Origin of the sequence: Achromobacter veterisilvae (assembly GCF_037619525.1) — a bacterium.
Lineage (GTDB): Bacteria > Pseudomonadota > Gammaproteobacteria > Burkholderiales > Burkholderiaceae_B > Achromobacter > Achromobacter veterisilvae.
This window is the reverse complement of record NZ_CP148753.1, coordinates 1,211,079-1,230,177: the sequence shown is the minus strand read 5'-3', so window position 1 is coordinate 1,230,177 and position 19,099 is coordinate 1,211,079. Positions and strand designations below refer to the sequence as shown.

Annotated in this window: 25 protein-coding genes; 24 read left to right on the top strand and 1 reads right to left on the bottom strand. The window is 67.8% G+C overall.

Translation table 11 applies throughout. The features are described from left to right. The first annotated feature begins 8 nt into the window (after window positions 1–8). The 21 genes from mlaD (at window position 9) to WHX56_RS05685 (ending at window position 14,863) form a co-directional block, all read left to right on the top strand. Entirely contained in the window at window positions 9–506 is a 498-nt protein-coding gene (gene mlaD, locus WHX56_RS05785) for an outer membrane lipid asymmetry maintenance protein MlaD (RefSeq protein WP_129246770.1), read from the top strand. An 80-nt stretch (window positions 507–586) separates the two neighbouring features. Continuing rightward, window positions 587–1,387, top strand: a complete 801-nt coding sequence (locus WHX56_RS05780; RefSeq protein ID WP_129246772.1) for an MlaA family lipoprotein — start codon at window positions 587–589, stop codon at window positions 1,385–1,387. A gap of 38 nt (window positions 1,388–1,425) precedes the next feature. Beyond that, window positions 1,426–2,055 (top strand): MlaC/ttg2D family ABC transporter substrate-binding protein, encoded by a 630-nt coding sequence (locus tag WHX56_RS05775; RefSeq protein WP_129246774.1) that lies wholly within the window; start codon window positions 1,426–1,428, stop codon window positions 2,053–2,055. 171 nt (window positions 2,056–2,226) lie between these two features. Continuing rightward, window positions 2,227–3,036, top strand: a complete 810-nt coding sequence (locus WHX56_RS05770; RefSeq protein WP_338880703.1) for an ABC transporter ATP-binding protein — start codon at window positions 2,227–2,229, stop codon at window positions 3,034–3,036. Next, window positions 3,033–3,845, top strand: coding sequence for an ABC transporter permease (locus tag WHX56_RS05765; protein WP_129246778.1), 813 nt, complete (start codon window positions 3,033–3,035; stop codon window positions 3,843–3,845). The genes WHX56_RS05770 and WHX56_RS05765 overlap by 4 nt, the downstream gene beginning before the upstream one ends. 5 nt (window positions 3,846–3,850) lie before the next feature. Next, window positions 3,851–4,096, top strand: a complete 246-nt coding sequence (locus tag WHX56_RS05760) for a BolA family protein (RefSeq protein WP_043545032.1) — start codon at window positions 3,851–3,853, stop codon at window positions 4,094–4,096. Next, window positions 4,096–5,367 (top strand): UDP-N-acetylglucosamine 1-carboxyvinyltransferase, encoded by a 1,272-nt coding sequence (gene murA / locus WHX56_RS05755; RefSeq protein WP_338880702.1) that lies wholly within the window; start codon window positions 4,096–4,098, stop codon window positions 5,365–5,367. Before WHX56_RS05760 ends, murA begins: the two co-directional genes overlap by 1 nt. Then, window positions 5,364–6,038, top strand: a complete 675-nt coding sequence (hisG, locus tag WHX56_RS05750; protein WP_338880701.1) for an ATP phosphoribosyltransferase — start codon at window positions 5,364–5,366, stop codon at window positions 6,036–6,038. The genes murA and hisG overlap by 4 nt, the downstream gene beginning before the upstream one ends. 49 nt (window positions 6,039–6,087) lie before the next feature. Next, window positions 6,088–7,392: a histidinol dehydrogenase gene (gene hisD / locus WHX56_RS05745; RefSeq protein ID WP_129246784.1), complete on the top strand. Its 1,305-nt coding sequence runs from the start codon at window positions 6,088–6,090 to the stop codon at window positions 7,390–7,392. Next, entirely contained in the window at window positions 7,389–8,495 is a 1,107-nt protein-coding gene (hisC, locus tag WHX56_RS05740) for a histidinol-phosphate transaminase (RefSeq protein WP_338880700.1), read from the top strand. Before hisD ends, hisC begins: the two co-directional genes overlap by 4 nt. 1 nt (window position 8,496) lies before the next feature. Beyond that, a complete protein-coding gene (gene hisB, locus WHX56_RS05735) occupies window positions 8,497–9,084 on the top strand; it encodes an imidazoleglycerol-phosphate dehydratase HisB (protein WP_129246788.1) in 588 nt (195 codons plus the stop codon). Window positions 9,085–9,117: 33 nt separating this feature from the next. Next, a complete protein-coding gene (locus WHX56_RS05730; RefSeq protein WP_129246790.1) occupies window positions 9,118–9,813 on the top strand; it encodes an imidazole glycerol phosphate synthase subunit HisH in 696 nt (231 codons plus the stop codon). Between the two features lie 56 nt (window positions 9,814–9,869). Beyond that, entirely contained in the window at window positions 9,870–10,610 is a 741-nt protein-coding gene (hisA, locus tag WHX56_RS05725) for a 1-(5-phosphoribosyl)-5-[(5-phosphoribosylamino)methylideneamino]imidazole-4-carboxamide isomerase (protein WP_129246792.1), read from the top strand. Further along, window positions 10,607–11,425 carry an imidazole glycerol phosphate synthase subunit HisF gene (hisF, locus tag WHX56_RS05720; RefSeq protein ID WP_338880699.1) on the top strand — a complete coding sequence of 273 codons (819 nt, stop codon included), beginning with the start codon at window positions 10,607–10,609 and terminating at the stop codon, window positions 11,423–11,425. The genes hisA and hisF overlap by 4 nt, the downstream gene beginning before the upstream one ends. A 196-nt stretch (window positions 11,426–11,621) precedes the next feature. After that, entirely contained in the window at window positions 11,622–12,026 is a 405-nt protein-coding gene (gene hisI, locus WHX56_RS05715) for a phosphoribosyl-AMP cyclohydrolase (RefSeq protein ID WP_287754057.1), read from the top strand. Beyond that, window positions 12,023–12,373 (top strand): phosphoribosyl-ATP diphosphatase, encoded by a 351-nt coding sequence (locus WHX56_RS05710; protein ID WP_338880697.1) that lies wholly within the window; start codon window positions 12,023–12,025, stop codon window positions 12,371–12,373. Before hisI ends, WHX56_RS05710 begins: the two co-directional genes overlap by 4 nt. A gap of 16 nt (window positions 12,374–12,389) precedes the next feature. Continuing rightward, window positions 12,390–12,758 (top strand): histidine triad nucleotide-binding protein, encoded by a 369-nt coding sequence (locus WHX56_RS05705; protein WP_129246800.1) that lies wholly within the window; start codon window positions 12,390–12,392, stop codon window positions 12,756–12,758. A gap of 14 nt (window positions 12,759–12,772) precedes the next feature. Then, window positions 12,773–13,000, top strand: coding sequence for a Sec-independent protein translocase subunit TatA (tatA, locus tag WHX56_RS05700; RefSeq protein ID WP_043545046.1), 228 nt, complete (start codon window positions 12,773–12,775; stop codon window positions 12,998–13,000). Window positions 13,001–13,072: 72 nt separating this feature from the next. Further along, window positions 13,073–13,588: a Sec-independent protein translocase protein TatB gene (gene tatB, locus WHX56_RS05695; protein ID WP_338880696.1), complete on the top strand. Its 516-nt coding sequence runs from the start codon at window positions 13,073–13,075 to the stop codon at window positions 13,586–13,588. Beyond that, complete coding sequence (tatC, locus tag WHX56_RS05690) at window positions 13,585–14,376, top strand: twin-arginine translocase subunit TatC (protein ID WP_129246804.1); 792 nt, start codon at window positions 13,585–13,587, stop codon at window positions 14,374–14,376. Before tatB ends, tatC begins: the two co-directional genes overlap by 4 nt. Window positions 14,377–14,452: 76 nt before the next feature. Then, window positions 14,453–14,863, top strand: a complete 411-nt coding sequence (locus tag WHX56_RS05685) for a helix-turn-helix transcriptional regulator (RefSeq protein ID WP_338880695.1) — start codon at window positions 14,453–14,455, stop codon at window positions 14,861–14,863. Here WHX56_RS05685 and WHX56_RS05680 read toward each other — a convergent pair. Next, entirely contained in the window at window positions 14,860–16,020 is a 1,161-nt protein-coding gene (locus WHX56_RS05680) for a trypsin-like peptidase domain-containing protein (RefSeq protein ID WP_287754049.1), read from the bottom strand. The two genes, WHX56_RS05685 and WHX56_RS05680, sit on opposite strands and share 4 nt — an antisense overlap. Window positions 16,021–16,039: 19 nt before the next feature. Between WHX56_RS05680 and WHX56_RS05675 the strand changes: the two genes are divergently transcribed. The 3 genes from WHX56_RS05675 to WHX56_RS05665 all read left to right on the top strand — a co-directional run bounded on the left by WHX56_RS05675 (window position 16,040) and on the right by WHX56_RS05665 (window position 19,098). Continuing rightward, window positions 16,040–16,816, top strand: coding sequence for a Nif3-like dinuclear metal center hexameric protein (locus WHX56_RS05675; RefSeq protein ID WP_338880694.1), 777 nt, complete (start codon window positions 16,040–16,042; stop codon window positions 16,814–16,816). A gap of 274 nt (window positions 16,817–17,090) precedes the next feature. Beyond that, window positions 17,091–17,717 carry a glutathione S-transferase family protein gene (locus tag WHX56_RS05670; RefSeq protein ID WP_338880693.1) on the top strand — a complete coding sequence of 209 codons (627 nt, stop codon included), beginning with the start codon at window positions 17,091–17,093 and terminating at the stop codon, window positions 17,715–17,717. A 49-nt stretch (window positions 17,718–17,766) separates the two neighbouring features. Then, window positions 17,767–19,098, top strand: coding sequence for an MFS transporter (locus WHX56_RS05665; protein ID WP_129246016.1), 1,332 nt, complete (start codon window positions 17,767–17,769; stop codon window positions 19,096–19,098). The last annotated feature ends 1 nt before the right edge of the window (window position 19,099 follow it).

The following is a 19,099-nucleotide window of genomic DNA, read 5'->3' as shown; positions in this document are numbered from 1 at the left end:
GATCGATCATGTCACGCGAAAAAACCGACTTCTGGGTAGGCCTGTTCGTATTGCTGGGCGCGGTCGCGCTGGCATTCCTGGCGTTGCGCGCCGGCAACTTGAGCACTTTTTCTTTCGCCCCGACCTATACGGTAACGGCCAACTTCGATAACGTAGGCGGCCTCAAGGTGCGCGCGCCCGTCAAGAGCGCCGGGGTCGTGGTGGGCCGGGTCGACGGCATTTCGTTCGACGACAAGACCTTCCAGGCAATCGTGTCGGTCAAACTGGAAACGGCCTATCAGTTCCCCAAGGACACGTCGGCATCCATCCTGACGTCGGGCCTGCTGGGCGAACAGTACCTGGGCCTGACCGCGGGCAGCGACGAAGAGAACTTTGCCGACGGCGGAAAGATCCGCTACACGCAGAGCGCCGTCGTCCTTGAACAGCTAATCAGCCAGTTCCTGTATGGTTCGGCGGAGAAGCAGGGCACGACCTCGCCGGAACCCGCCGCGAAGACGCCAAATTGAAGACCATGCGCAAGACGCGGCAACAAACCCCGTCCCGCGTACGCAACAGCATAAGAATTATGGATACGGATGCCCCGATCATGAATAAGAAAGCGATTTCCCGGATTGCCGTCGCCGCAGCCGCTGGCGCGCTGATGGCAGGCTGTGCCGCCCCCCAGAATCCGGATCCCCGCGATCCCTGGGAAGGCTTCAACCGGGGCATCTACAAGTTCAACGACACGGTCGACCGCGCCGTCTTCAAGCCGGTGGCGCAGGCGTACACCTTCGTCACGCCGGAACCGGTGCGCAGTTGCGTGCACAACATCTTCAGCAACGTCGGCGACCTCTGGTCCGGCACCAACAGCTTCCTGCAGGGCCGCGGCCACGACTTCGTCAACACGCTGGGCCGCTTCCTGTTCAACACCACCATGGGCGTGGGCGGCTGCTTCGACGTCGCCTCGGCCAATGGCGCGCGCCGCATCCCGAACGACTTCGGCACGACGCTGGGCGTGTGGGGCCTGGGCCAGGGCCCGTACCTGGTGCTGCCGTTCTTCGGCTCGTCCACCGTGCGCGACGGCGCCGGCCTGGTCGGCGACTACGCCGGCACGACCTACGGCTACATGGGCGTGGACGCCATCGACAACGTCCGCCTGCGCAATTCGCTATGGGGCCTGCGCGTGGTCGATACCCGCGCCAGCCTGCTGGATGCGACCGACACGGTCGACCGCGTGGCGCTCGATCCGTACAGCTTCGTCCGCGACGCCTACCTGCAGCGCCGCGCCGCCATGGTGCTGGGCCACAAGGTGGACGACGAATCGTCGCTGCCCAACTATGAAGATGACGAGGACGACGCCGCGCCCGCCGCCCCCGCCGCGCCCGCGCCCCAACCCGCTGCCAAGTAGGCGCGGGACCGCGCCATCAGTACGAGTAAGGAGTTTTGATGCGAATTTCCCTTGTTTCCCTGTTGCAACGGCTGGTTTTCGCGGGCCTGCTGGGCCTCGCCGCCTCCGCCGCCGCGCAGACCAAGCCCGATCCCAACGGCCCTCCGGACCAGTTCGTGCTGGCCGCGGCCAATGAAGCCCTCGATGTGCTCAAGGCGGATGGCGCCGTCAAGGCCGGAAACACCGCCCGTATCAACGAGGTCGTCAACGCCCACATCCTGCCCTACGTCGACTTCCAGAAGACCACCCGCCTGGCCGCCGGCCGCTATTGGCGCCAGGCCAACGAACAGCAGCGGACGGCCCTGGCCGAGGCCTTCCGCGGCACCCTGGTGCGCACCTACAGCGGCGCGCTGACCCGCGTCACGACCAGCACCACCGTCCGCACCCTGCCGTTCCGCGGCGACCCCAAGTCCGACGACGTCGTCGTGCGCACGCTCATCAGCCAGCCCAACGGCCAGCCGACGGGCGTCGACTATCGCCTGGAAAAGACCGCCCAGGGCTGGAAGATCTACGACATGAACGTCGAGGGCATCTGGCTGATCGAGAACTACCGCAACCAGTTTGCGCAGCAGATCAACCAGAACGGCATCGACGGCCTGATCCAGGCGCTGAACCAGCGCAATCAGTGATCCCCGTCACCGGCTGTCCCGGCCCGGCGCGCCCCCAGAGGCCCGCCGGGCCGATTATTTCAGGGACGGATAGGACGCCGATCCCTACGGGCGCCGGGGCCATCGGCGCTTCCCGCCGCGGCGCGCTTATATAATGAGCGATTCGCTCTTTTCGGGCCACTTCCCCCCGTCATGTCCGCCGTCAGTCTAGAAAACGTCTCCAAGATCTACTCCCCGCGCCAAAGCGGCTGGCGGAAGCTGCTCGGGCGCGCGCCCGAATCCAGCTTCCAGGCCCTGGACAACGTCAGCCTGGCGATCGAACACGGCGAGTTCTTCGGGCTGCTGGGTCCCAATGGCGCCGGCAAGACCACCCTGATCTCGATCCTGGCCGGGCTGGCGCACGCGACCTCGGGCCACGCCACGGTCTGTGGGTACGACGTCGTGGCCGACTACAAGTCGGCCCGGCGCGCCTTGGGCGTGGTGCCGCAAGAGCTGGTCTACGACCCGTTCTTCACGGTGCGCGAGACCCTGCGCATCCAGTCCGGCTATTTCGGCCTGCGCAAGAACGACGACTGGATCGACGAAATACTCTTCAACCTGGGGCTGGCGGACAAGGCCAATGCCAATATGCGGGCGCTGTCCGGCGGCATGAAGCGCCGCGTGCTGGTGGCGCAGGCGCTGGTGCACCGCCCGCCCGTGATCGTGCTGGACGAGCCGACCGCGGGCGTGGACGTGGACCTGCGCCGCACGCTGTGGGAATTCATCTCGCGCCTGAACCGGGCCGGCCACACCATCATGCTCACCACCCACTACCTGGAAGAAGCCGAAGCGCTGTGCGGCCGCATCGCCATGCTCAAGGGCGGGCGCATCGTGGCGCTGGACACCACCCAGGCCCTGCTGGCCCGCGTGGGCGGCGTGGACCTGGAAGACGCGTTCGTCCGCATCATGCACCAGGACGAACCCGCCGTGGCGGCCCTGCAACCCGAAGAGATCTCGTCATGACCCAGCCCCTCGCGAGCGCCAGCCAGCCGCTGGTGCAGCCCCGCCTGGACGCGGGCTCCGGCTTTCCCACCCTGCTGCGCAAGGAACTGCTGCGCTTCTGGAAGGTCAGCTTCCAGACCATCGCCGCGCCGGTCATCACCGCGCTGCTGTACCTGCTGGTCTTCGCGCACGTGCTGGAAGGGCGCGTCATGGTGTACGGCAGCGTGCCGTACACGGCGTTCCTGATCCCCGGGCTCATGATGATGAGCATGCTGCAGAACTCGTTCGCCAACCCGTCGTCGTCGCTCATCCAGAGCCGCATCACGGGCAACCTCGTCTTCATGCTGCTGCCGCCGCTGTCGCACCGCGACATCTTCGGCGCCTACGTGCTGGCGGCGATCGTCCGCGGCCTGGCGGTCGGCCTGTGCGTCTGGGCGGTGGCGCTGTGCTTCGTGCCGCTGGTTCCGGCGCATCCGCTGTGGCTGGCCGCGTTCGCGGTGCTGGCCTGCGGCATCATGGGCGTGCTGGGCCTGATCGCGGGCCTGTGGTCCGAGAAATTCGACCAGCTCGCGGCCTTCCAGAACTTCCTGATCATGCCGGCGACTTTCCTCTCCGGCGTGTTCTATTCCATCCATACGCTTCCCGCCTTCTGGCAGGGCGTATCCCACTGGAACCCCATCTTCTACACCATCGACGGTTTCCGCTACGGATTCTTCTCGGTGTCGGACGTCTCCCCCTGGCGCAGCCTGGCGGTGGTGACGGGGGTGTTCCTCGCGCTATCGCTCTATGCGCTGCGGCTCCTGGCCAGCGGCTACAAACTCAGGAATTGACGTCCATGCTTCCCACTCCCGCGCAAGTCCGCCAGTACATCGCGGACGGCCTGCCCTGTGAACATCTCGACGTGCAAGGCGACGGTTCCCACTTCGACGCCGTCATCGTCAGCGCGGCCTTCGAAGGCAAGCGCCTCATCCAGCGCCATCAACTGGTCTATGCCGCGCTGGGCGACCGCATGAAGGCCGAGATCCACGCGCTCTCCATGCGCACGCTGACGCCCGACGAATACCGGCAGGCAGGACAGTAATGGACAAACTGCGCATCACCGGCGGCTCGCCGCTGCACGGCGAGATCTCCATCTCCGGCGCCAAGAACTCGGCCCTGCCGATCCTGTGCGCCAGCCTGCTGACGGCCGACACGCTGGCCCTGTCCAACGTCCCGCACCTGAACGACACGGCCACCATGCTGCGCCTGCTCGCCCGCATGGGCGTGCGCGCGGAACGCGGCGCGGACGGCATCGTCACGCTCCAGGCCGACAAGGTCGACAACCTGGAAGCCCCGTACGACCTGGTCAAGACCATGCGCGCCTCCATCCTGGTGCTGGGCCCGCTGGTGGCGCGCTTCGGCGAGGCCCGCGTCAGCCTGCCCGGCGGCTGCACCATCGGCCAGCGCCCGGTGGACCAGCACATCAAGGGCCTGTCCGCGCTGGGCGCGGACATCAGCATCGAGCACGGCTTCGTGGTGGCGCGCGCCAAGCGCCTGAAGGGCGCCTCCATCCGCACCGACATGGTCACAGTCACCGGCACCGAGAACCTGCTGATGGCCGCCGTGCTGGCCGAAGGCCAGACCGTGCTGGAAAACGCCGCGCGCGAGCCTGAAGTGGTGGACCTGGCCGAGCTGCTCATCAAGATGGGCGCCCGCATCCAGGGCCACGGCACCGACCGCATCGTGATCGACGGCGTGGACCGCCTGCATGGCGCCGAACACCGCGTCATCTCCGACCGCATCGAAGCCGGCACCTTCCTGTGCGCCGTGGGCGCGGCCGGCGGCGACATCGTCCTGCGCAACACCGACGCCGACATCCTCGGCGCCACCCTGGACAAGCTGGCCGAGGCCGGCGTCGCCATCGAAACCGGCCCCGGCTGGATCCGCGGCGCCATGTCCTCGCGCCCCCGCGCCGTGGGGTTCCGCACGCACGAGTACCCGGGCTTCGCCACCGACATGCAGGCCCAGGTCATGGCGCTGAACGCCGTGGCCGACGGCACCTCGGTCATCGTCGAAACGATCTTCGAAAACCGCTACATGCACGTGCAGGAACTGCGCCGCATGGGCGCGGACATCGACATCGACGGCCACACCGCGGTGGTGCGCGGCGTGCGGCGCCTGTCGGGCGCCACCGTCATGGCCACCGACCTGCGCGCCTCGGCCAGCCTGGTCATCGCCGGCCTGGCCGCCGAGGGCGATACCCTGGTCGACCGCATCTACCACCTGGATCGCGGCTACGACCAGATGGAAGTGAAATTGCGCGCCCTCGGCGCAAACATCCAACGCATTACCGGCAAGGAACAGGCAGCATGAGCGATTCCCCCGTCACGCCCCTGACCCTGGCTCTGTCCAAGGGACGGATCTTCGAAGAAACCATGCCCCTCCTGGCCGAGGCCGGCATCGAGGTATCCGAGAACCCGGAAAGCTCGCGCAAGCTGATCCTGCCGACCAGCGACCCCGGCCTGCGCCTGATCATCGTGCGGGCCTCGGACGTGCCCACCTATGTGCAGTACGGCGCGGCCGACCTGGGCATCGCGGGCAAGGACGTGCTGATCGAGCACGCCAAGGAACAGCCCGGCGGCCTGTACCAGCCGATCGACCTGAACATCGCCAAGTGCCGCCTGGCCGTGGCCGTGCGCAACGGCTTCGACTACGAAGGCGCCGTCCACCAGGGCGCGCGCCTGCGCGTGGCCACGAAGTACGTGCATTCAGCCCGTGAACACTTTGCGTCCAAGGGCGTATACGTCGACATCATCAAGCTGTATGGTTCGATGGAGCTGGCGCCGCTGGTCGGCCTGGCCGATTGCATCGTGGACCTGGTGTCCACCGGCGGCACGCTGCGCGCCAACGACCTGGTCGCGGTCGAGGACATCATGCCGATCTCCTCGCGCCTGATCGTCAACCAGGCGGCGCTGAAAACCCGCGGCGCCCGCCTGCAACCGCTGCTGGACGCGTTCGAAAGAGCCGCCTCCCGCAACGCCTGACCCCCGCCCGCCGCGACGCCGCGGCGGCCGTTACCTGCACCATGACGCCATGGCCCTGATCAATCGTCTCGACTCCCGCGATCCCGGATTCAAATCCGCCCTGTCCAAGCTGCTGGCCTTCGAGGCCGCCGAGGACGAGTCCATCGACCGCGCCGCCGCCGGCATCCTGGCCGACGTACGCGCCCGCGGCGACGCCGCCCTGGTGGAATACACGCAGCGCTTCGACCGCATGCCCGGCGCGTCCGCCGGCACGCTGGAGATTCCCAAGGCCGACTGGCATGCGGCCCTGGCCGCGCTGCCGGCCGCCCAGCGCAACGCCCTGGAAGCCGCCGCCGACCGCGTGCGCGGCTACCACGAGCGCCAGCGCGCCGAGACCTGGACCTACACCGAGGCGGACGGCACGATGCTGGGCCAGCAGGTGACCCCGCTGGACCGCGTGGGCCTGTACGTGCCCGGCGGCAAGGCGGCTTACCCCTCGTCGGTGCTGATGAACGCCATCCCGGCCAAGGTCGCGGGCGTGCAGGAACTGATCATGGTCACGCCCACGCCCGACGGCGCGCGCAATCCCATCGTGCTGGCTGCCGCCGCCATCGGCGGCGTGGACCGCGTGTTCGCCATCGGCGGCGCGCAGGCCGTGGGCGCGCTGGCCTACGGCACCGCCACCGTGCCGGCCGTCGACAAGATCGTCGGCCCGGGCAACGCCTACGTCGCCGCCGCCAAGCGCCGCGTGTTCGGCGTGGTCGGCATCGACATGATCGCCGGTCCCAGCGAAATCCTGGTCATCTGCGACGGCAACACGCCGGCCGACTGGATCGCCATGGACCTGTTCTCGCAGGCCGAGCACGACGAACTCGCGCAGTCCATCCTGCTGTGCCCGGACGCCGCCTTCATCGAAGAAGTCCAGGCCGCCATCGAACGCCTGCTGCCCACGATGCCGCGCGCCGACATCCTGCGGGTCAGCCTGGCCAACCGCGGCGCGCTGATCCTGGTCGAAAGCCTGGAAGAAGCCTGCCGCATCGCCAACGACATCGCGCCCGAGCACCTGGAGATCTCCACCGAGCATCCGGAGAAATGGACCGCGCAGATCCGCCACGCCGGCGCGATCTTCATGGGACGCTTCAGCTCCGAGGCCCTGGGCGACTACTGCGCCGGCCCGAACCACGTGCTGCCGACCTCGCGCACGGCCCGTTTCTCGTCGCCGCTGGGCGTCTACGACTTCCAGAAGCGCTCCAGCCTGATCCAGGTCTCGCACCAGGGCGCGCAGACCCTGGGCCGCATCGCCGCCGAACTGGCGCTGGGCGAGGGCCTGCAGGCGCACGCCGCCAGCGCCCAGTACCGGGTCGACAAGCCATGAGCCCTGCCCCGGCGGCAAGCATCGCCGGCCGCATCGCCGGCACCGTCCGGGCGGACATCCGCGGGCTGGCCGCCTATCCGGTGGCCCACGCCGAAGGCTGCATCAAGCTGGACGCGATGGAATGCCCCTACGAGCTGCCGGAGGCGGTGCGCGAGGACATCGCCCGCGCCGTGCGCGATACGCCGCTGAACCGCTACCCGGCCGCCGACCTGTCGGCGCTGCGAGGCACCGTCAAGACGGCCTTCGGCGTCCCGGAAGCGGCGGACGTACTGTTCGGCAACGGCTCGGATGAGCTCATCCACCTCATCGTGCAGGCCTGCTGCGATCCCGGCGACGCCATACTGTCGCCGTGGCCTTCGTTCGTGTACTTCGATATGGCGGCGCGTTTCGACCATGCCCGCTTCGTCGGCGTGCCGCTGACCGAAGACCTGGAGCTGGACCTGCCGGCCATACTGGCCGCCATCCGCGAGCACCAGCCCAAGGTGGTGTTCCTGGCCGTGCCCAATAACCCCACCGGGGGCCTGTGGCCCGACGGCGCGATCCAGGCCATCATCGACGCCGCCCCCGGGCTGGTGGTGCTGGACGAGGCCTACCAGCCCTTCGCCGGCAGCACCTGGATGCCCCGGGTGCTGGACGCGCCCAACACGGTCGTCATGCGCACGGTGTCCAAGATCGGCCTGGCCGGCCTGCGCTTCGGCTACCTGGCCGGCCACCCCGCCTGGATCGCGGAACTGGACAAGGTCCGCCCCCCCTACAATCTGGACGTGCTGACCCAGGCCACCCTGTCGGCCGTGCTGCGCCACAAGGCCGTGCTGGACGAACAGGCCGCGCGGCTGCGCGCCGACCGCGAGCCGCTGGCCGCCGCCCTGGCCCGGCTGCCCGGGGTGCGGGTATTCCCTTCCGCGGGGAATTTCGTACTCGCCCGCTTTTCCGGCAAGCTGGACGGCAACGCCGTGCATCTTGCGCTGAAAACGCGCAAAATATTGATTCGCAACTTCTCCAACGCCCATCCGCTACTGGCCAATTGCCTGCGCATCTCGGTGGGCACCCCGGCTGAAAACGCCGCCTTGCTATCCGCCCTGCAAGAGATTTTGAGTGCTTAACATGCGTACCGCTGAGATCACCCGCAACACCAACGAAACCCGCATCCGCGTGGCCGTCAACCTCGACGGCACCGGCAAGCAGACGATCGACACCGGCGTGCCCTTCCTGGACCACATGCTGGACCAGATCGCGCGCCACGGCCTGATCGATCTCGACATCAAGGCCGAGGGCGACCTGCACATCGATGCGCACCACACGGTGGAAGACGTGGGCATCACGCTCGGCATGGCCATCGCGAAAGCGGCCGGCACCAAGGCCGGCCTGCGCCGCTACGGCCACGCCTACGTGCCGCTGGACGAAGCCCTGTCGCGCGTGGTGGTGGACTTCTCGGGCCGTCCCGGCCTGGAATACCACATCCCGTTCACCCGCGCCCGCATCGGCGATTTCGACGTGGACCTGACCCGCGAATTCTTCCAGGGCCTGGTCAACCATGCCCTGATCACGCTGCACATCGACAACCTGCGCGGCGTCAACGCCCACCACCAGGCGGAAACGGTCTTCAAGGCCTGTGGCCGCGCCCTGCGCATGGCCCTGGAAGTCGACCCCCGCATGGGCGACACCGTGCCCTCCACCAAGGGCGTGCTGTAACGTTCGCGATCCCACCGATCCAGGCAGAAAGAAGTGACCACTATCGCCATCGTCGACTACGGAATGGGAAATTTCCACTCCGTCGCCCGCGCCCTGAAATACGCCGCCCCCGATGCCGACATCCGCATCTGCAACCAGCCCCAGGAAATCGCCGCGGCCGACCGCGTCGTGTTTCCCGGGCAGGGCGCCATGGCGGACTGCATGCGCACCCTGAATGAATCCGGGCTGCGCGAAGCCGTGGTGCGCGCTGCGCGCGAAAAGCCCCTGTTGGGCGTCTGCGTGGGCGAACAGATGCTGTTCGATTCCAGCGAAGAAGGCGGCACGTCCTGCCTGGGGCTGTTCCCCGGCGTGGTACGCCGCTTCTCGGGCCCGCGCTTCGCGGACCCGCTGGCGGCCGATGACGCCTGCCTGGCCGATACCGGCGGCGCGGGCCCGGCCGACACCCGCCCCGAGCTCCTCAAGGTGCCTCACATGGGATGGAACAAAGTCCGCCAGACGCGCTCTCATCCTATCTGGGCCGGCATTCCGGACGAAACGCACTTCTACTTCGTCCATAGTTACTACGCCGATCCGGCGGATCCCGGCCTGACCGTCGGTGAAACCGATTATGGTCTTGCCTTTACCTGCGCGGTGGCGGCAGCTAACATTTTCGCGGTGCAGTTCCACCCGGAAAAGAGCGCCGAGCACGGTTTGCGCCTGTATCGCAATTTTGTAGACTGGCAGCCGTAGCTTTCCCGGCTCGCGGCCGCCCGCCCATTCAACCATTATTTTTCTCGCTGCCCACCATGCTGCTGATCCCCGCCATCGATCTCAAAGACGGACGCTGCGTGCGTCTGCGCCAGGGCGACCTGGACGATGCAACGGTGTTCTCTGAAGACCCCGCCGCCATGGCCGCCCGCTGGCTGGACCAAGGCGCCCGCCGCCTCCACCTGGTCGACCTGAACGGCGCCGTTGCCGGCAAACCCAAGAACGAAGCCCCCATCAAGGCGATCCTGGACGCCGTCGGCGACGACATCCCCGTCCAGATCGGCGGCGGCATCCGCGACCTCGACACCATCGAGCGCTACCTGGACGCCGGCATTTCCTACGTGATCATCGGCACGGCCGCCGTCAAGAACCCCGGCTTCCTGCAGGACGCCTGCGGCGCCTTCCCGGGCCAGATCATCGTCGGCCTGGACGCCCGCGACGGCAAGATCGCCACCGACGGCTGGAGCAAGCTGACCCGCCACGACGTGCTGGACCTGGCCAAGAAGTTCGAGGACTACGGCTGCGAGGCCATCATCTACACCGACATCGGCCGCGACGGCATGCTGTCGGGCGTCAACGTCGAAGCCACGGTCCGCCTGGCCCAGCACGTGCGCATCCCCGTCTACGCCTCGGGCGGCATCGCCGGCATCCAGGACATCGAAGCCCTGTGCGCCGTCGAAGAAGAGGGCGTCGAAGGCGCCATCCTGGGCCGCAGCATCTACGAAGGCACGCTCGACTTCCGGTCGGCGCAGGCCCGCGCCGACGAATTGGCAAAATGACCCTCTCCAGCAGCACCTCCGGCGCCGCCGCGCCCGCGGCGAACGGACTGACCCGCCGCATCATCCCCTGCCTCGACGTCACCGCCGGGCGGGTGGTCAAGGGCGTGAACTTCGTGAACCTGGCCGACGCGGGAGACCCCGTCGAAATCGCCCGCCGCTACAACGAGCAGGGCGCCGACGAACTCACGTTCCTGGACATCACCGCCACCAGCGACGGCCGCGACCTGATCCTGCCCATCATCGAACAGGTGGCCTCGCAGGTCTTCATCCCGCTGACGGTGGGCGGCGGCGTGCGCCAGGTGTCCGACATCCAGCGCCTGCTCAACGCCGGCGCCGACAAGATCAGCATCAACAGCGCCGCCGTGGCCAATCCGGACCTGGTCCGCGCCGCCTCGGACTACCACGGCTCGCAGTGCGTGGTGGTGGCGATCGACGCGCGCCGCGTGTCGGCCGCGGGCGAACCCGCCCGCTGGGAAGTCTTCACCCACGGCGGCCGCAAGGCCACCGGCCTGGACGCGGTGGCCTGGGCGCGCCGCATGGCGGCCTATGGCGCGGGCGAAATCCTGCTGACCAGCATGGACCGCGACGGCACCAAGTCCGGTTTCGACCTGGAACTCACGCGCGCCGTCTCGGACGCGGTGCCGGTGCCCGTCATCGCCTCGGGCGGCGTCGGCACGTTGCAACATCTGGCCGACGGCGTCACCGCCGGCCGCGCCAGCGCGGTCCTGGCCGCCAGCATCTTCCACTTCGGCCAGCATACCGTGGGCGAATGCAAGCGGTTCATGGCTGGGCTGGGGATCCCTGTGAGGCTGTGACCCCCCCGGAGCGCCTGCGGCGCTTCCCCCCCAGGGGGGCGCCGCGACGGACCGGCGGAGCCCGGATCCGTGCGGCCCCACTTGAGCGGCAGCGGTTGTTTGCGGGGCGGTGGCGCGTGCAACAATGTATTGCCGTAAGATTATGGATCGCGCCGCGCTGGTTTTGGGTGCTGCGCGCGGGACTATGGATAGAGAAATGAGCAACGAACCCGCCTGGCTGGCCGACGTCGTTTTCGACGAAAACGGCCTGATCCCCGCCATCGCGCAGGACGCCGACAACGGCCAGATCATGATGGTGGCCTGGATGAACCGTGAATCCCTGGCCGAAACCGCGGCCACCGGCCGCGCCGTGTACTGGTCGCGTTCGCGCCAGCGCCTGTGGCGCAAGGGCGAGGAATCCGGCCATGTGCAGCAAGTGCACGAACTGCGCCTGGACTGCGACGGCGACGTGATCCTGCTCAAGGTGCACCAGGAAGGCGGCATCGCCTGCCATACCGGCCGCGCCAGTTGCTTCTACCGCCGCCTGGAAGGCCAGACCGGCCAGGCCGCCTGGGTCACGGTGGACCCCGTGCTCAAAGACCCCGAACTGATCTACAAATGACCGACCAAGCCGCAAGCGCCGCCGAGATCCTGGCGCGCATCGCCGACACCCTGGAAACCCGCCGCCCCGAGAACGGCGGCGACCCCAAGGCCTCCTATTCCGCCAAGCTGCTGGCCAAGGGGCCGGACGCCTTCCTGAAGAAAATCGGCGAGGAAGCCACGGAGCTGGTCATGGCCGCCAAGGACGGCGTGCCGGACCGCATCGTCAGCGAAACCGCCGACCTGTGGTTCCATTGCCTGGTCGCCTTGACCCACTTCAACCTGCGTCCCGAAGACGTGCTGGCCGAACTGGCCCGCCGCGAAGGGCTGTCGGGACTGGCGGAAAAAGCGAGCCGCCCGCAAGACTGACCACGGAAACCCGGATATGAGCGACAACTGTATCTTCTGCAAGATCGCCACTGGCGACATCCCGTCCAAGAAGGTCTATGAAGACGAGGATTTCGTTGCGTTCCACGACATCAATCCCGCCGCGCCGGTGCATTTGCTGCTGATCCCTCGACGTCATGTCACATCCATGCAGGATATTACGGCCGAGGACGCAGGCTGGTTGGGTAGAATGATGACATTGGCCCCGCGGCTCGCCGCCGAGAATGGCTGCCGCCCGGGCCCCGATGGCGGATTTCGCATCATGGTCAACTCTGGCGTCGAAGGCGGCCAGGAAGTCCCTCATCTGCATTTCCACATCATCGGCGGCTCGCGCCCCTGGAAAGGGCGCGTGGCCCCCACCGCGTAATTCGGAGAAACATCATGGGTAGTTTCAGCATTTGGCATTGGTTGGTCGTCCTGGTCATCGTGGCGCTGATTTTCGGCACCAAGAAGCTGCGCAACATCGGCTCGGACCTCGGCGGAGCGGTGAAGGGTTTCAAGGAAGGCATGAAGGAAGCCAACAGCGACAAGCCCGCGGAACCGATCGCGCAGCAGCGCGTCTCCGGCGAAACCATCGACGTGCAGGCCAAGGAAAAATCCAACTCCTGAGCCCCCGCCTGCCTCCCGGGCCCGCCCTGACCGGGCAGGCCCTCATCGCATCAACTTCCAAGCGGCCGTCGAATGTTTGATGTCAGCCTCACTGAACTGATGGTGATCGGCGTCGTCGCCTTGATCGTCATCGGACCCGAACGCCTGCCCAAGGTGGCCCGCACCGTCGGCCACCTGCTGGGGCGCGCGCAACGTTACGTCAATGACGTGAAGTCCGATATCCAGCGCGAAATCGAACTCGACGAACTGCGCAAATTCAAGAGCGAAATGGAAGACGCCGCCCAGGGCGTACAAAGCTCCCTGAACGAAACGCAAGCCTCGCTCCAGGAACCGGTCCAGCAGTTCCGCGCGGAACTCGACGAAGTCGCCCGCGCCGCCAGCGGCAAGGCAGAGCCGGAGACCGCCGCGGACGCGCCGGTCGAACCGGCCCGCACGATCGCCCCGCCCGGCCAGAACCACAACCTGGACCTGGACCTTCCCCCGGCAGCCGAGCCCGCGCCCGCCGCCGCCCCGCAACCCGCCCCGGCGCCCAGCGCGCCCAATGCCGGCGAGGCCAAGCCCGTCTCGCCCTCCGGAACACCGACGTGACCCAGGACGCCTCCCAAGAAGAAGGCCAGCAGGAGACCTTCATCTCCCACCTGGTCGAATTGCGCACCCGGCTGCTGCGCGCCGTCGCCGCGGTGGTCGGCGTGTTCATCGTGCTGTTCATCTACCCCGGCGCGTCGGCCATCTACGACGTTCTGGCCCAGCCCATGCTCGCCTCGCTGCCGGAAGGCACGCGCATGATCGCCACCGGCGTGATCACGCCGTTCATGGTGCCCGTCAAGGTCACGATGATGGCCGCCTTCATCGTGGCGCTGCCCGTGGTGCTGTACCAGGCCTGGGCCTTCGTGGCCCCCGGGCTGTACAAGCACGAAAAGCGCCTGGCGCTGCCGCTCATCATTTCCAGCACCCTTCTGTTCATCGCGGGCATGGCGTTCTGCTATTTCGTGGTGTTCCGCACGGTGTTCCACTTCATCGCCACGTTCGCGCCGCAGTCCATCACGCCGGCGCCCGACATCGAGGCCTATCTCAGCTTCGTCATGACCATGTTCATGGCGTTCGGCATCACCTTCGAAGTGCCCGTGGCGGTCGTGCTTCTGGTGAAGATGGGCGTGGTCGAACTGTCCAAGCTGAAGTCCGCCCGCGGCTACGTGGTAGTGGGCGCGTTCATCATCGCCGCCGTCGTCACGCCGCCCGACGTGGTCAGCCAGTTCATGCTGGCCGTGCCGCTGTGCCTGCTCTACGAAATCGGGCTGGTCTGCGCCCGCATGGTCACGCCCAAGCCGGACGCGGCGGACGAAGAGGCGTCGGACTCCCTGACCGAACGCCGATAGCGCTCCCTGGCGGTCCTGCGCGCAAGCAGGACCGTTTCACGTTGTAAGCCGCTGGCCGCAATCCTAAATTGCAGCCATGTCACTTGCCCAACGCCTGCACACCCTGATGCGGTGGCGCGGCATCAAAAGCCAGAACCAGTTGGCGCGCATCTCCGGCGTGCCGCAGTCCTGCATCCACCGGATCCTCACGCGCGAAGACCGCTACTCGCCATCGCGGGCCACCTTGCTGCGGCTGGCCCGCGCGCTGGACACCAGCGTGCCGTGGCTGACCGACGGCGTGGCGCCCTGCGCGGCCGCCGCCGCAACCGGCGGCGCCTGCCACCCCGACGATGCCTCCGACGGCTATTGCGCCGAAATCCGGGCGCTGCTGCGGCAACAGCCCGAAAGCACCAAGAAGACGGTCCTGCTGGCGGTCCGCCTGATGCTGCAGGGCGCCGCCGCGCCCCAGGGCTCCCGCGAAACCCCGGTCAATGCGGGCAGCTCCTAGCGCGGCTTGCCCGGGCGCGTGCCCACCACCACCGCCAGTTCCACCGGCTTGCCGCCGCGCAGGATGCCCAGCGTGGCGCGCTGGCCCGGCGGCAACTGCGCGATCTCCGACAGCAGGCTGCTGGTGTCGGCCATGCGCTTGCCGTTGACCGACTGCACGATATCGCCCACGCGCAGGCCGCCGCGCGCGGCGGGCCCGTCGCGCATCACGCCGGCGATGATCACGCCCGTGGTATCGCGGTCCAGGTCGAACGCGCGCGCCAGTTCCGGCGTCACGTCCTGCGGCTCCACGCCCAGCCAGCCGCGCTTGACCCCGCCGGTCTTGACGATCTCGTCCATGACCTTGCGCGCGATCTCGATGGGCGTGGCGAAGCCGATCCCCATCGATCCGCCGGATTCGGAATAGATGGCGGTGTTGATGCCGACCAGATTGCCCGCAGCGTCGATCAGCGCGCCGCCCGAATTGCCCGGATTGATCGCCGCGTCGGTCTGGATGAAATGTTCGTAGGTATTCAGCCCCAGGCCATTGCGGCCCAGCGCCGACACGATGCCCAGCGTCGTGGTCTGCCCCACGCCGAACGGATTGCCGATGGCCAGCACCACGTCGCCCACGCGCAGGCCCCGGTCGGGCGCCAGCGTGGCGGCGGGCACGGCGCGCAAGGTGGCCAGCCTGAGCACCGCGAGATCGGTGTCGGGGTCCGCGCCCACCACCTTGGCGGCGTCGCGGCGGCCATCGGCGAGGGCGACCTCGATCGCGTCGGCCGCCTGCACGACGTGGTAATTGGTCAGCACGTAGCCGTCCTGGTTCACGATCACGCCGGAACCCAGGCTGGTCGACGCCTGGCGCCGCGTCACGCCCGGCACCTGGCCGAACAGCTCTCGCAGCAGCGGGTCGTCGGGCAGCGGGATCAGCGGCACGTTCACGTGCTTGGTGGTGTATACGTTGACCACGGACGGCGCGGCGCGGGCCACGCCGTCGGCGTAGGACACCGTCGCCAAGGCGCGCCCGGCGGGCGGCCTGGCCGCCGCCGTGGCGGCCTGCGGCCCCGCGGCCGGCCCGGCCAGCCGCAGCAGGTCGGGCCGCAAGGTCGTGACCACGAATAGAATACCCAGGCAGACCGTGACGGCCTGAGCGAATATCAGCCAATATCGGCGCATGTTTCTGATAGGACTAGCAATGAGTAAAGTGGACTCCCGCGTCCTGGCCAACTGGCTGGACGACACCCTGCAAGCGGCGCGCTTCAAGGACTACTGCCCCAATGGGCTGCAGGTGGAAGGCCGATCCGAAATCGGACACATTATCGCCGGAGTTACCGCCAGCGAAGCCTTGTTGCGCGTGGCGGTCGAACGCGGCGCGGATGCGGTGCTGGTGCACCACGGCTGGATGTGGCGCAACGAAGACCGCCGCGTCATCGGCACGCGCCGCGCGCGCATGGCCCTGGCCCTGAAGAACGACCTGAACCTGTACGCCTACCACCTGCCCCTGGACGCACACCCCAGGCTGGGCAACAACGCGCAACTGGCCCGCGTGCTGGGCCTGACTCCGGCGCTGCGCGATGACGGTTCGCCGCAGACCTGTGGGCCGGACAACCTGGTATGGCTGGGCGACGCCCCCGGACTGCAAACGCTGGGCCAACTGGGCGAACGCGTCGCCCAGCGCCTGGGGCGGCAGCCGCTGGTCGTGGGCGATCCCGGCCAGCCGCTGGCGCGGGTCGCCTGGTGCACCGGCGGCGCCCAGGGCATGCTGGCCGATGCCGCGGACGCGGGCGCCAGCGCCTACATCACGGGCGAAGTGTCCGAATCCACGGTGCACCTGGCGCGCGAGACCGGCGTGGGCTTCATCGCCGCGGGCCACCACGCCACCGAACGCTACGGCGTAGAGGCGCTGGGGCAGGCGGTGGCCGAACGCTTCGGCATCAAGGTCGAATTCGTCGACATCGACAATCCGGCATAGCAGGCATCGCGCGCCACCCGTCATCCGCCCCCGCAAGGGGGCGTTTGCATTTCATGGCGCCAACGGCGGCCCCGCGCGCGGCAGGCTCTGAATCGGCCAAACTTGGCTACGGGAAAACCAGGGGGCGCGATCAAAGCGGCGCCTGCGCGTCGCATCTGGTCAATCGCGGTTCTCTCTCCGTCAATTCTGGCCGGCGCCCGCAGCCCTAGCATTCCATGCAGCCGCCCACCGCCGGACCTTTCCCGGCCGGGCCTCCTACACGCGGAGCCACTGCATGCTGACCCTTTACGACCACCCGCGCTCCGGCAACTGCTACAAGGTCCGCCTCTTTCTTGCGCTCATCGGCCGGGACTACCAAAGCACGTTCGTCGACGTGCTGGCCCGCAAGAACCAGACCGCGGAGTTCGAGCGCGTCAGCGCCTTCCAGCAGATCCCCGCGCTGACCGATGGCGACACCGCCATCTGGGACAGCCACGCCATCCTGCTGCACCTGGCGCACCATTACGCCCCCCAGTGGCTGGCCCCGCCGCCCCGCATGGGCGCCATGCACGCCTGGATATCGGTGTCCGCCAACGAGATCGCCAACAGCCTGCAGCCGCTGCGGCTGACGCATGTGGTGAGCAACGCCGAAGCGGCGCACCACCTGGGCGTGAGCGAGGCCCTGCTCGACGTGCCCGGCATGCAGGCCCGCACGGACCGCGTGCTGCAACGCATGGACAAGCGCCTTGCGGAAAGCGAATGGCTGGCCGGCGGCGATGCGCCGACCGTGGCCGACATCGCCTGCCACGGCTACCTGGCGCTGGCCGAGGAAGCCGCCATCGACATCGCCGCCTATCCCGCCATTGCAGCGTGGCGCGAGCGCATACGGCAGTTGCCGGGATACGTGCCGCCGGGCCCCTGAGCCCCGCACGCAACGACAAAACCATTACTACAAGACAAGAGGGAACGACATGGACGCCATACAGGCCGCGCAGCCCATTGCCCAATCACACAAGAAACCGAACCTGTTCCGGGTCGCCGTCGCGACGGTCATCGGCACCGCCGTGGAAGCCTTCGACTTCCTCGCCTACGGCACCGCCGCCGCCCTGGTGTTCAACAAGATCTTCTTCCCGCAGTTCGATCCGGTCACCGGCACGCTGGCGGCCTTCGGCGCGTTCGCCAGCGGCATGCTGGCGCGGCCCATCGGCGGCATTCTGTTCGGCCACTTCGGCGACCGCATTGGCCGCAAGTCCATGCTGACGCTGAGCCTGCTGCTGATGGGCATATGCACCGTGCTCATCGGGCTGCTGCCGACCTATGAACAGATCGGCATCTCGGCGGCGGTGCTGCTGGTGGTGCTGCGCATCGGCCAGGGCCTGTCTTTCGGCGGCGAGATGGGCGGCGCCATGCTGATGGCGGTCGAGCACGCGCCGCCGAAATGGAAGGCGTTCTTCGGCAGCCTGCCGCTGGTGGGCGCGCCCTTGGGCATCCTGCTGTCGGTGGGTTCCTTCGCGTTGGTGACGCGGCTGCCGGAAGAGGACTTCCTGTCCTGGGGCTGGCGCCTGCCGTTCCTGGCCAGCGCCGTGCTCATCGTCGTCGGCCTGTTCATCCGCCACGGCATCGACGAATCGCCGGAGTTCGAGCGGGTCAAGCGCGAGAAGGCGCAGGCCAGCCAGCCGCTGGACGACAAGATGCCCCTAGGCGAACTGCTGCGCGCGCATGGCAAATCGCTGTTGCTGTGCATAGGCTGCAAGATCGCCGAAGTCACCTTGATCTACACCTTCCTGGTGTTCTCGGTGTCCTACGCCGTGTCCAAGCTGGGTTTCAGCCGCGCCGACGCGCTGCATGCCTTGCTCTACGGCGCGGGCGTGCTGATGTTCACCATTCCGCTGTTCGGCATGCTGGCCGACCGCATCGGCGCGCGCCGCGTCTGTGGCTGGGGCGGCATGTTCCTCGGGCTCATGGCCATCCCGATCTTTCTCGCGGTGGGCAGCGGCTCGCTGATGGCATACAGCCTTGCCGTCTTCGTCGCCATGGCCTTCAACTACGCAATCATGATCGCGCCCCAATCCAGCCTCTACAGCGCCCAGTTCCCCGCCGAGTTGCGCTATTCCGGACTGTCCATCGGGGTCCAGTTCTCGGCGGCCATCGGCGGCGGCCTGGCGCCCCTGATCTCGGCGACGCTGGTCCAGAAGTTCGACAGCATTCTTCCCGTCGGTGTTTATCTGGCGTTCCTCGGCATCGTCGCCGGCACCTCGGCGTTTCTCATGAAGCCCACGTTGCAGGACTTGCGCCGCGGCTGAC

Coding starts and splice junctions, on each gene's coding strand:
- hisI (WP_287754057.1), top strand. CDS start 11,622: ATGAGCAACGAACCCGCCTGGCTGGCCGACGTCGTTTTCGACGAAAAC.
- WHX56_RS05765 (WP_129246778.1), top strand. CDS start 3,033: ATGACCCAGCCCCTCGCGAGCGCCAGCCAGCCGCTGGTGCAGCCCCGC.
- WHX56_RS05710 (WP_338880697.1), top strand. CDS start 12,023: ATGACCGACCAAGCCGCAAGCGCCGCCGAGATCCTGGCGCGCATCGCC.
- WHX56_RS05670 (WP_338880693.1), top strand. CDS start 17,091: ATGCTGACCCTTTACGACCACCCGCGCTCCGGCAACTGCTACAAGGTC.
- hisD (WP_129246784.1), top strand. CDS start 6,088: ATGGCCCTGATCAATCGTCTCGACTCCCGCGATCCCGGATTCAAATCC.
- mlaD (WP_129246770.1), top strand. CDS start 9: ATGTCACGCGAAAAAACCGACTTCTGGGTAGGCCTGTTCGTATTGCTG.
- hisB (WP_129246788.1), top strand. CDS start 8,497: ATGCGTACCGCTGAGATCACCCGCAACACCAACGAAACCCGCATCCGC.
- tatA (WP_043545046.1), top strand. CDS start 12,773: ATGGGTAGTTTCAGCATTTGGCATTGGTTGGTCGTCCTGGTCATCGTG.
- murA (WP_338880702.1), top strand. CDS start 4,096: ATGGACAAACTGCGCATCACCGGCGGCTCGCCGCTGCACGGCGAGATC.
- WHX56_RS05760 (WP_043545032.1), top strand. CDS start 3,851: ATGCTTCCCACTCCCGCGCAAGTCCGCCAGTACATCGCGGACGGCCTG.
- WHX56_RS05770 (WP_338880703.1), top strand. CDS start 2,227: ATGTCCGCCGTCAGTCTAGAAAACGTCTCCAAGATCTACTCCCCGCGC.
- hisG (WP_338880701.1), top strand. CDS start 5,364: ATGAGCGATTCCCCCGTCACGCCCCTGACCCTGGCTCTGTCCAAGGGA.
- WHX56_RS05680 (WP_287754049.1), bottom strand. CDS start 16,020: ATGCGCCGATATTGGCTGATATTCGCTCAGGCCGTCACGGTCTGCCTG.
- WHX56_RS05665 (WP_129246016.1), top strand. CDS start 17,767: ATGGACGCCATACAGGCCGCGCAGCCCATTGCCCAATCACACAAGAAA.
- WHX56_RS05685 (WP_338880695.1), top strand. CDS start 14,453: ATGTCACTTGCCCAACGCCTGCACACCCTGATGCGGTGGCGCGGCATC.
- hisA (WP_129246792.1), top strand. CDS start 9,870: ATGCTGCTGATCCCCGCCATCGATCTCAAAGACGGACGCTGCGTGCGT.
- hisC (WP_338880700.1), top strand. CDS start 7,389: ATGAGCCCTGCCCCGGCGGCAAGCATCGCCGGCCGCATCGCCGGCACC.
- WHX56_RS05675 (WP_338880694.1), top strand. CDS start 16,040: ATGAGTAAAGTGGACTCCCGCGTCCTGGCCAACTGGCTGGACGACACC.
- WHX56_RS05705 (WP_129246800.1), top strand. CDS start 12,390: ATGAGCGACAACTGTATCTTCTGCAAGATCGCCACTGGCGACATCCCG.
- tatB (WP_338880696.1), top strand. CDS start 13,073: ATGTTTGATGTCAGCCTCACTGAACTGATGGTGATCGGCGTCGTCGCC.
- WHX56_RS05775 (WP_129246774.1), top strand. CDS start 1,426: ATGCGAATTTCCCTTGTTTCCCTGTTGCAACGGCTGGTTTTCGCGGGC.
- WHX56_RS05780 (WP_129246772.1), top strand. CDS start 587: ATGAATAAGAAAGCGATTTCCCGGATTGCCGTCGCCGCAGCCGCTGGC.
- hisF (WP_338880699.1), top strand. CDS start 10,607: ATGACCCTCTCCAGCAGCACCTCCGGCGCCGCCGCGCCCGCGGCGAAC.